The organism is Pseudonocardia abyssalis (genome assembly GCF_019263705.2).
In the GTDB taxonomy this organism is placed as follows: domain Bacteria; phylum Actinomycetota; class Actinomycetes; order Mycobacteriales; family Pseudonocardiaceae; genus Pseudonocardia; species Pseudonocardia abyssalis.
The window spans coordinates 1,834,845-1,845,034 of the sequence record NZ_JADQDK010000001.1; the positions used below are offsets into that span (position 1 = coordinate 1,834,845).

At 73.6% G+C, this 10,190-nt stretch carries 10 protein-coding genes; 5 read left to right on the plus strand and 5 right to left on the minus strand.

The genetic code is table 11. The features are described from left to right. Positions 1-154 precede the first annotated feature (154 nt). Genes eat through eutC form a run of 3 tightly spaced genes read left to right on the plus strand, consistent with a single transcriptional unit; the run spans position 155 to position 3,665 of the window. Positions 155-1,588 (plus strand): ethanolamine permease, encoded by a 1,434-nt coding sequence (eat, locus tag I4I81_RS08790; protein ID WP_226363838.1) that lies wholly within the window; start codon positions 155-157, stop codon positions 1,586-1,588. Further along, positions 1,585-2,961 carry an ethanolamine ammonia-lyase subunit EutB gene (locus tag I4I81_RS08795; protein ID WP_218601705.1) on the plus strand — a complete coding sequence of 459 codons (1,377 nt, stop codon included), beginning with the start codon at positions 1,585-1,587 and terminating at the stop codon, positions 2,959-2,961. The genes eat and I4I81_RS08795 overlap by 4 nt, the downstream gene beginning before the upstream one ends. Continuing rightward, positions 2,958-3,665, plus strand: a complete 708-nt coding sequence (gene eutC, locus I4I81_RS08800) for an ethanolamine ammonia-lyase subunit EutC (protein WP_218601706.1) — start codon at positions 2,958-2,960, stop codon at positions 3,663-3,665. Before I4I81_RS08795 ends, eutC begins: the two co-directional genes overlap by 4 nt. Before the next feature lie 86 nt (positions 3,666-3,751). Here the strand turns inward: eutC and metK are convergent, their stop codons facing one another. Continuing rightward, a complete protein-coding gene (gene metK, locus I4I81_RS08805; RefSeq protein ID WP_275967521.1) occupies positions 3,752-4,951 on the minus strand; it encodes a methionine adenosyltransferase in 1,200 nt (399 codons plus the stop codon). A gap of 221 nt (positions 4,952-5,172) precedes the next feature. On the opposite strand from metK, the gene I4I81_RS08810 reads away from it, so the two are divergent. Then, on the plus strand, positions 5,173-5,721 hold the full coding sequence (locus I4I81_RS08810) for an SH3 domain-containing protein (protein WP_218601707.1): 549 nt from the start codon (positions 5,173-5,175) through the stop codon (positions 5,719-5,721). Between the two features lie 111 nt (positions 5,722-5,832). Here I4I81_RS08810 and coaBC read toward each other — a convergent pair whose 3' ends face one another. From coaBC to mihF, 4 genes are read right to left on the minus strand one after another with little or no spacing between them, the layout of a single operon-like run. Then, positions 5,833-7,050: a bifunctional phosphopantothenoylcysteine decarboxylase/phosphopantothenate--cysteine ligase CoaBC gene (coaBC, locus tag I4I81_RS08815; RefSeq protein ID WP_218601708.1), complete on the minus strand. Its 1,218-nt coding sequence runs from the start codon at positions 7,048-7,050 to the stop codon at positions 5,833-5,835. A 2-nt stretch (positions 7,051-7,052) separates the two neighbouring features. Further along, positions 7,053-7,328 carry a DNA-directed RNA polymerase subunit omega gene (gene rpoZ, locus I4I81_RS08820; RefSeq protein ID WP_141276300.1) on the minus strand — a complete coding sequence of 92 codons (276 nt, stop codon included), beginning with the start codon at positions 7,326-7,328 and terminating at the stop codon, positions 7,053-7,055. Positions 7,329-7,330: 2 nt separating this feature from the next. After that, complete coding sequence (gmk, locus tag I4I81_RS08825; RefSeq protein WP_226363839.1) at positions 7,331-7,945, minus strand: guanylate kinase; 615 nt, start codon at positions 7,943-7,945, stop codon at positions 7,331-7,333. 2 nt (positions 7,946-7,947) lie between these two features. Further along, positions 7,948-8,259 (minus strand): integration host factor, actinobacterial type, encoded by a 312-nt coding sequence (gene mihF / locus I4I81_RS08830; protein ID WP_218601709.1) that lies wholly within the window; start codon positions 8,257-8,259, stop codon positions 7,948-7,950. Between the two features lie 475 nt (positions 8,260-8,734). On the opposite strand from mihF, the gene I4I81_RS08835 reads away from it, so the two are divergent. Beyond that, positions 8,735-10,165, plus strand: coding sequence for a phytoene desaturase family protein (locus I4I81_RS08835; RefSeq protein ID WP_218601710.1), 1,431 nt, complete (start codon positions 8,735-8,737; stop codon positions 10,163-10,165). Positions 10,166-10,190 lie beyond the last annotated feature (25 nt).

Sequence of the window (10,190 nt, forward strand, 5' to 3'; positions counted from 1 at the left end):
GCCCGCATCGTGCAGGACACCCCCGACGGTCCCCGCACTGGTCCGGATGGCCGCGCGCCGACCGGGTGGATCCGCGCAGCGGGAAACGCGGACGTGAGACGCGGGCAACATGACCCACCTACCGTGTCGGCACCCCGACCGACCGGAGGCCGCCGTGAGCACCCCACCGACCACCCCCTCCTCCACCACCACGAGCACCGGCGCCGCCGACGACTACCTCGCGAAACGGCAGCTGAGGAAGGGCGCGGCGGGCTGGGTGCTGCTCGCCGGGCTCGGCGTCAGCTACGTCATCTCCGGCGACTACTCGGGCTGGAACTTCGGCCTCGGCCAGGGCGGCTTCGGCGGCCTGCTGATCGCGGGCGTGCTGATCGCGGCGATGTACACCGCGATGGTGCTGGGCATGGCCGAGCTGTCCTCCGCGCTGCCGACGGCCGGCGGCGGCTACACGTTCGCCCGCCGCGCGCTCGGGCCGTGGGGCGGGTTCGCCACCGGCACCGCGATCCTCATCGAGTACGCGATCGCCCCGGCCGCGATCGCCACGTTCATCGGCGCCTACGTCGAGTCGCTGGGCCTGTTCGGCATCACCGACGGCTGGTGGGTCTACCTGGCCGCCTACGTGCTGTTCGTCGGTGTGCACCTGATGGGCGTCGGCGAGGCGCTGAAGGTGATGTTCGTGATCACCGCGATCGCCGTGGTCGGCCTGGTGATCTTCGCGGTCGCCGCCGTCCCGCTGTTCGACGCGGCCAACCTCACCGACATCACCCCGACCGACGCCGCGGGCGCCTCGCCGTTCCTGCCCTACGGCTATCTCGGGATCTGGGCCGCCGTGCCGTTCGCGATCTGGTTCTTCCTGGCCATCGAGGGCGTGCCACTGGGTGCCGAGGAGGCCCGCGACCCGGCGAAGGACGTGCCGCGCGGGATCATCGCCGCGATGGCCGTGCTGCTCGTGACGGGTGCGGCGGTGCTGGTGCTGGCCACCGGCGCGATCGGGGCGTCGGCGCTGTCGGAGTCGGGCAACCCGCTCGTCGAGGCGCTGGGCACCGGCACGATGGCCACGGTCGTCAACTACATCGGCCTGGCCGGGCTCGTCGCGAGCTTCTTCTCGATCATCTACGCGTACTCGCGCCAGACGTTCGCGCTCTCGCGCGCCGGCTACCTGCCCCGGGTGCTGTCGCTGACCAACGGCCGCAAGGCCCCGACCCTGGCCCTGGTCGTGCCCGGTGTCATCGGCTTCCTGCTCTCGCTGACCGGCCAGGGCGCGGTGCTGCTCAACATGGCGGTGTTCGGGGCGGCGCTGAGCTACGTGCTGATGATGGTCAGCCACATCGTGCTGCGCCGCCGCGAGCCGGACATGCCGCGGCCGTACCGCACGCCGGGCGGCGTCGCCACCACCGGGTTCGCGCTGGTCGTCGCCGTGATCTCGGTGATCGCCACGTTCCTCGTCGACAGCGTCGCGGCCCTGTGCGCCCTCGGGGCGTTCGCCCTGTTCATGGCCTACTTCGCCCTCTACAGCCGCCACCACCTCGTCGCGCGCGCCCCCGACGAGGAGTTCGCGGCGCTGGCCGCGGCGGAGGACGAGCTGCGGTGACCACCCGGCAGATCACGCTCGGCGGCCACGGCCACCGGTTCGCCGACCTCAAGGCGCTCCTCGCCGCGGCGACCCCGGAGCGGTCCGGGGACGCGCTCGCCGGGGTCGCGGCCGGGAGCGAGCAGGAGCGGGTCGCCGCCCAGACGCTGCTCGCCGACCTGCCGCTCGCCACGTTCCTCGAGGAGCTCGTCGTCCCGTACGAGGACGACGAAGTGACGCGGCTGATCGTCGACAGCCACGACGCCGCGGCGTTCGCGCCGGTGTCGTCGATGACGGTCGGCGGGTTCCGCGACCACCTGCTCGACCCGGCCACCGACACGACCGCGCTCGCGCCGGGGCTCACCCCGGAGATGGTCGCCGCGGTGTCCAAGCTCATGCGGCTGCAGGACCTCATCGCGGTGGCCCGGCGCACGCCCGTCGTCACCGCGTTCCGGTCGACGCTCGGCTCGCCCGGCACGATGGCGACCCGGCTGCAGCCCAACCACCCCACCGACGACCCGGTCGGCGTCACCGCGACGATCATCGACGGTCTGCTCATGGGCAGCGGCGATGCCGTCATCGGCATCAACCCGGCCACCGACAGCCCGCAGCGCACGATCGACCTGCTCCGTCTCATCGACGACGTGCGGCTGCGCTACGACATCCCCACGCAGAGCTGCGTGCTCGCCCACGTCACGACGTCGATCGAGATCATGGAGCGCGGGGCGCCGGTCGACCTGGTGTTCCAGTCGATCGCCGGCACGCAGGCGGCCAACTCCGGCTTCGGGGTCACGCTCGACCTGCTCCGCGAGGCCCACCAGGGCGCACTCGCACTCGGGCGAGGCACCGTCGGCACGCACTGCATGTACTTCGAGACCGGGCAGGGCAGCGCGCTGTCGGCCGACGCGCACCACGGCGTCGACCAGCAGACGTTGGAGGTCCGGGCGTACGCGGTGGCGCGCGAGTTCGACCCGCTGCTCGTCAACACCGTCGTCGGCTTCATCGGGCCGGAGTACCTCTACGACGGCAAACAGATCGCGCGCGCCGGGCTGGAGGACCACTTCTGCGGCAAGCTCCTCGGCGTCCCGATGGGCGTCGACGTCTGCTACACCAACCACGCCGAGGCCGACGCCGACGACACCGACGCCCTGCTCACGCTGCTCGGCGTGGCCGGCTGCTCGTTCGTGATCTGCGTGCCGGGCGGCGACGACGTGATGCTGCACTACCAGTCGCTGTCCTTCCACGACGCGCTCTACGCGCGTCAGGTGCTCGGGCTCGCCCCGGCCCCGGAGTTCGCGGCGTGGCTGGAGCGGATGGAGCTGCTCGACGATGCCGGGCGGATCCGGGAGATCGGCTCCCCCGCGGTGCGCGCGCTGACGGCGGGGCTGGCATGAACGACCCGTTGGATCGGCTCAGGGACGCCACCCGCGCCCGCGTCGCCCTGGGCCGCGCCGGGGACGCCCTGCCCACCTCCCGGTTGCTGGAGCTGCGGGCCGCCCACGCCGCCGCCCGCGACGCGGTGCACTCCCCGCTCGACGTCGACGCACTGGTCGCCGAGCTGGCGGGTGCTCCGGTGCGGGTGACGAGCGCGGCCTCCGGGCGCGCGGAGTACCTGCAACGTCCGGACCTGGGCCGCCGCCTCGCCGAGGGCACGGAGCTGGAGCCCGGCGAGCACGACGTCGTGATCGTGCTGGCAGACGGGCTCTCCCCGCAGGCGGTGGAGGCGCACGGCGTCGCGATGCTCCGGGCCCTCGTCGAGCGTCTCGACGGCTGGCGGGTCGCACCCGTCGTGATCGCCACGCAGGCCCGGGTGGCACTGGGCGACGAGATCGCCGCGGGCCTCGGGGCGCGCAGCGTGGTGGTGCTGGTGGGCGAGCGCCCGGGCATGAGCTCGACGGACAGCCTCGGGATCTACTTCACCTTCGACGCGCGGCGGGGGCGCCGGGACTCCGAGCGCAACTGCCTGTCCAACATCCGCCCACCCCACGGCACCGGCTACGAGGCCGCGGCCACGACGACGGCGATGCTGATGGCGGAAGCGAGAAGGCTGGGCGTCTCCGGGGTGACCCTGAAGGCCGACCCGGCCCTCACGAGCTGACCCCGCACGTCCCCCGACTGCAGCATGGCCACCTTCACGCAGTCTGGCTGCGTGAAGGTGGCCATGGCGCAACTCGGGAGCCGGGGTCAGGAACCGGCGGCGGCCTTGAGGGCGTCGGCGCGGTCGGTGCGCTCCCAGGGCAGATCCACGTCCTTGCGGCCGAAGTGGCCGTACGCGGCGGTCTGCGCGTAGATCGGACGCAGCAGGTCCAGATCGCGGATGATCGCGGCCGGGCGCAGGTCGAAGACCTGCTCGATGGCCGCGGTGATCTTCGCGGGGTCGACGTGCTCGGTACCGAAGGTCTCGACGAACAGACCGACGGGTGCCGCCTTGCCGATGGCGTAGGCGACCTGCACCTCGATGCGCTCGGCCAGACCGGCCGCGATGGCGTTCTTCGCGACCCAGCGCATCGCGTACGCGGCGGAGCGGTCGACCTTCGACGGGTCCTTGCCGGAGAACGCGCCGCCGCCGTGGCGGGCGAAGCCGCCGTAGGTGTCGACGATGATCTTGCGTCCGGTCAGGCCCGCGTCACCCATCGGCCCGCCGACGACGAACCGGCCGGTCGGGTTGACCAGCAGCCGCACGTTCGACACGTCCAGGCCGAGCTCGGCGAGCTCCGGGCCCACCACGTGCTCGCGGATGTCGGGGGCGAGCATCCCGTCGAGGTCGATGTCGGCCGCGTGCTGGCTGGACACGACCACCGTGTCGACCCGCACCGCCTTGTCGCCGTCGTACTCGATGGTGACCTGCGTCTTGCCGTCCGGACGCAGGTAGGGCAACACGCCGGTCTTGCGGACCTCGGTGAGCCGCCGGGCGAGCCGGTGCGCGAGCGCGATCGGCAGCGGCATGAGCTCGTCGGTGTCGGTGTTGGCGTAGCCGAACATCAGGCCCTGGTCGCCCGCGCCCTGCTTGGCGATCTCGTCCTCGGAGAGCTCGACCCGGCTCTCGTAGGCGGTGTCGACGCCCTGCGCGATGTCGGCGCTCTGCGCACCGATCGCGACGTTGACCCCGCACGACGCCCCGTCGAACCCCTTGGACGACGAGTCGTAGCCGATCTCGAGGATCTTCTCCCGGACCAGCGTCGGGATGTCGGCGTAGGTGTTGGTCGTGACCTCCCCGGCCACGTGCACCTGCCCGGTGGTCACCATCGTCTCGACGGCCACCCGGCTGCGCGGGTCGTCGGCCAGCAACGCATCGAGGATCGTGTCGCTGATGGCGTCGCACATCTTGTCGGGGTGCCCCTCGGTCACCGACTCGCTCGTGAACAACCGTCGACCCACTGCCACCACGCCCTGCTCCGTCCGTATGCGCCTGATCCGTCGTGCCTGATCCTGGGGGCCGAGAGTAGTCGAGTGCGGATTCCCTGCGACGCGACAGTCGCCATCACGCACGGTGACGTTACGAGCGACACGTCACCGCATCCGGTGGTGTCACGCCGGGTAGCGAATCGGTAACGGCGACGCTCGTTGGTCCAGGTGTACACACTCCACCGAGCAGAGGATCCACGATGATGGCACGACCGGGCCGTACGGCCGCAGTTGTCGGCGGGCTGGTCGCGTTCGGCGCGATCACCCTCATGGGGATGCTGGCCGGGAGCGCGGCCGCCGTCACCCCCGGCCGCTGCACCGAGAACGTGAACGTCCGCGCGGAGCCGAGCAGCACGTCGCGCATCGTGGCGCTCTGCGAGCAGGGCACCGCGGTCGAGACCGGCCGCACCAGCAACGGGTTCGTCCAGCTCACCGACCTCGGCGGCTGGGCCTCGACGGACTACGTCTCCGTCGACGGCAGCGCGCCGACCTCGGGCAACAGCACCCCGCGCAGCGGGTCGACGCCGCGCACGACCGACAGCGCCGACCGCACCGCCGACCGCACCGCGGACAACACGGGCGACTCCGCCGACGAGAGCACCACCCGGGCGCCGCGCAGCACCGCGTCGCCCTCCGCCTCCTCCGACGACGACGCGTCGGACAGCACCTCCGAGACGACCGGCTCCTCCTCGTCCGACTCCTCCTCCGACGAGGAGCAGGAGTCCGCGGGCGGCGGTCTGCTCGGCTGATCGCGCCCCGCGGGACGTGCCGCTCCGGGGCCCCGATCCCCCCGTCCGAGCGCCGTCCCGCGGGAGCGACCGGGTGCGCCGCGCCTGTCCTGACGCCCTCCGCTCCCGGCGTCAGGACAGGCGCGGCGCGACCACGTCCCAGACCCGCGAGGCGAGCAGCGCCTTCGAGCCGGTCGGCAGCTCCGTCTCCGTCCCGTCGGCCCCGAGCAGCCAGCCCGCGTTGTCGGGCATCTCGAACGCCTTGCCGTCGCCCACCGCGTTGACGACGAGCAGGTCGCAGCCCTTCCGGGCGAGCTTCGCGCGACCGTGCTGCAGGACGTCGCCGGACTCGTCACCGGTCTCGGCCGCGAACCCCACGACCACCTGACCCGGCTCCCGCTCCCGCACCAGCTCCGCGAGGATGTCGGGGTTGGTGGTCAGCTGCAGCGGCTCGGGGTCGGCGGACCCCTTCTTGATCTTGTGCTCGGCGAGGGCGACCGGTCGGAAGTCGGCGACGGCCGCGGCCATCACCACGACGTCCGCGCCCTTCACCGCCGCGAGCATCGTCTCCCGCAGGTCGCGCGCCGATCCGGTGCGCACCACGTCGACGGCGGCCGGGTCGGCGAGGTCGGCGGTGTGCGCGGCGACCAGCGTGACGTGCGCGCCGCGCTGGGCCGCGACCCGCGCGAGCGCGTAGCCCTGCCGCCCCGAGGACCGGTTGCCCAGGAAGCGCACCGGATCGAGCGCCTCCCGCGTGCCCCCCGCGCTGACGACGACGCGCCGGCCGACGAGGTCGCGGGGCAGGGCGTCGGACCGCTCCAGCAGCAGGCGGGCGAACTCGGCGATCTCGGCGGGATCGGGCAGCCGCCCGGGACCTGTGTCCTTGCCCGTCAGCCGCCCGGACGCGGGTTCCAGCACGACGACGCCGCGCTCGCGCAGGGTCGCGACGTTGGCGCGGGTGGCCGGGTGCTCCCACATCTCGGTGTGCATCGCCGGGGCGAAGAGCACCGGGCACCGGGCGGTGAGCAGGGAGGCGGTGAGCAGGTCGTCGGCGCGGCCCTGAGCGGCGCGGGCCATCAGGTCGGCGGTGGCCGGGGCGACGACGACGAGGTCGGCCTGCTGGCCGAGCTTCACGTGCGGGACCGACGGGACATCGGTGAAGACACCGGTGTGCACCGGCTGCCCGGACAGGGCCTCGAACGTGGCGGCGCCGACGAACTCCAGCGCGGAGGCCGTGGGCAGCACGCGCACGCAGTGACCGGTCTCGGTGAGCCGGCGCAGCAGCTCCGCGCTCTTGTAGGCGGCGATGCCTCCCGCCACCCCCAGCAGGACCGAGGGCGACGGAGCCATCCCTACTGCTCGCCCTCGGTGTGCTCCAGCATGTGGGCCTGGATCTCGCGCATGGCGATCGAGAGCGGCTTCTCGCGCGGGCCCGGCTCGACGAGCGGGCCGACGTACTCCAGCAGGCCCTCGCCCAGCTGCGAGTAGTAGTCGTTGATCTGGCGGGCGCGCTTGGCCGCGTAGATGACCAGCGCGTACTTGGAGCTCACCTGGCCGAGCAGGTCGTCGATCGGCGGGTTGGTGATGCCCTCGGGGAGGGCCCCGGCGACGGGGGCGGTCAGCGGCATGCTCACGAAGAGGACTCCTGCGTATGTAGTGGGTGCGCACCGTGGGGGGTGGCAACCAGCAACTCTACCAACCGGGCCGCGACGGCCCGCGGCTCGTCGCTGATCACGGTCACGTCGAACTCGTGACGGGCGGCCATCTCCTCACGGGCGGTCTCCAACCGGCGGGCGAACGCGGCGTCGGTCTCGCTGCCGCGCCCGGCCAGGCGACGCTCCAGCTCCTCCATCGAGGGCGGGGCGAGGAACACGCTGACACCCTCGGGCATCGCGGCCTTCATCGCGCGGGCCCCGGCCAGATCGACCTCCACGAGCACCGGGCGACCGGACGCGAGAGCGTCCTCGACGGGACGGCGCGGCGTGCCCGAGCGCTGCAGGCCGCCGTGGATCTCGGCGTACTCGAGCAGGTCGCCGCGGGCGATCATCTCGTCGAACCCGTCGGGACCGACGAAGAGGTAGTCGACACCGTCCGTCTCGCCGTCGCGGGGACCGCGGGTGGTGGCGGAGACCGAGAAGAACAGCTCGGGCAGTGTCGTCCGCAGCTCGCGGACGACACTGCTCTTGCCCACGCCGGAGGGGCCGGCCAGAACGATCAGCCGGCCCCTCCCGACGTGCGTGGTCACCGTCAGGCGAATTCGCTGAGCAGTGCCTTGCGCTGGCGGTCGCCCAGGCCACGCAGACGGCGGCTCGGCGCGATCTCCAGGCGCTCCATGATCTGTCCGGCGCGCACCTTGCCGACGCCCGGGAGCGACTCCAGGAGCGCGGACACCTTCATCTTGCCGAGCACCTCGTCGGTGTCGGCCTCCTTGAGGACCTCGTCGAGGGTCGTCCCGCCTCGCTTGAGACGCTCCTTCCACTCGGCCCGGGCACGGCGCGCCGCTGCCGCCTTCAGCAGCGCGGCGGCACGCTGTTCCTCGGTGAGTTGGGGAAGGGCCACGGTCTCCTCCGTCGTTCGTCGAATCACCACCCCGCGGGGCTGCCCCCGGGGTCTGTTCCGAACGTACTCACGACCCGTCCGAGAAGCGAAACGGGGGGTGCCACCTGTGGGTTCTCTCTCCTGCCACCCGTACGGGTGATACCACGCCGACCCGCCCGGAACGCGACTCGACGCGCCCGCTCACCGCACGTCGACAACCGCCCCCCGGGACCGTGACCATGACGCGGGGTGTGCGCATCACGACACACCGTGCGCCCGGATCGGCGTCGTCACCGGGAGCCACCGCACAGGACGGGTCGCCGCGGACATCCGGGCGCCGCACTGCTCCGAGAAGGCGATCGCGGCGCCGACGGCCGCGGGCCCGCAGGCGTCGGCGGGGCCCCGTCCGGCCGCACCCCGGAGCCGGCGCCCGCGACGAGCCGTCACCCGGCTGCGGCGAGCGGCGGGGCGCCCTGACCGGTGGCAGGGTGACGGCATGAGCGCACACGCCGACGGGTTCGACGCCGTCGTGGTCGGGTCCGGGCCGAACGGGCTCGTCGGAGCCGCGCGCCTCGCCGGGGCGGGTGCGCGGGTGCTGCTGGTGGAGGCGAACGACGTGCTCGGGGGCGGGTTGCGCACCGAGGAGCTGACGCTGCCCGGGTTCCGCCACGACGTCTGTGCCACGGTGGTGCCGCTCGCGCTGGCGTCACCGGCGTTCCGGGCGTTGTCCCTCGAGCGCGAGGGGGTCGAGTACCTGCATCCGCCCGTCCCCGCCGCCCATCCCCTCGACGGGCGCGACGCCGCGCTGGTGCTGCGCAGCGAGGGTGCGACCGCCGCCGGGTTCGGGCGCGACGGCGCGGCCTGGCGGGGGACCATGGGTGCGACAGCCCGCGCCGGGTTCCCGCTGGTCGACACGCTGCTCGCCCCGCTGGACCTGCCCCCGCGCGCGGTGGTGTCCCTCGCCCGCTACGGCGCGTCGGGGGCGCTCCCGGCCACCGTCACCGGGCGGTTGTTCCGCGACGAGCCCGCCCGCGCCGCGTTCGCCGGGATGGCCGCGCACGCGATCCTCGACCTCGGCTCCCCCGTCACCGCCGGCTACGGGATGCTGCTCGGCGCACTGGCGCACTCCGTCGGCTGGCCGGTGGTGCGCGGCGGCACCCGGTCCCTCGCCGACGGGCTGGCGGCGCGGTTGCGCGGGCTCGGCGCGGAGATCGTCACCGGGTGCCGCGTCGGCGATCTCGGCGAGCTGCCCCCGGCGCCGATCACCCTGCTCGACCTCACCCCCCGCCAGTTCCTCGCGGTGGCGGGCGACCGACTGCCCGCGGGCTACCGGCGGCGACTGGAGCGCTTCCGGTACGGGTCGGGCGTGTTCAAGGTCGACTACGCGCTCGACGGGCCCGTCCCGTGGACCGACCCGGCCGTCGCGGCCGCCGGCACCGTGCACCTGGGCGGCACGTTCGCCGAGGTGGCGGCGGCGGAGCGGGAGGTGGCCCGCGGCCGCAACCCGGAGCGGCCGTTCGTCCTGGGGGTGCAGGCGTGCGTCGCCGACCCGTCGCGCGCGCCGGAGGGCAGGCACACGTTCTGGGCCTACTGCCACGTGCCGCACGGCTCCGACGTCGACCGGACGGCCGCGATCGAGGCGCAGATCGAGCGGTTCGCGCCCGGCTTCGGCGAGCGCGTCCTCGCCCGGCACGTCATGGGACCGGCCGCGCTGGAGGCGCACGACGCGAACGAGGTGGGCGGTGACATCAACGGCGGCAGCGGCGACTGGCGGCAGTTCGTCTCCCGCCCGGTGCTGGCGCGGTCGCCCTGGCGCACCCCGCTGCCCGGGGTGTACCTGTGCTCCGCGAGCACCCCGCCCGGCGGCGGCGTCCACGGGATGGGCGGGTGGACGGCGGCGGGTCAGGCCCTCGGCGCCCACCGCTGACGCGCCCGCGCTGACGCACCCCGCG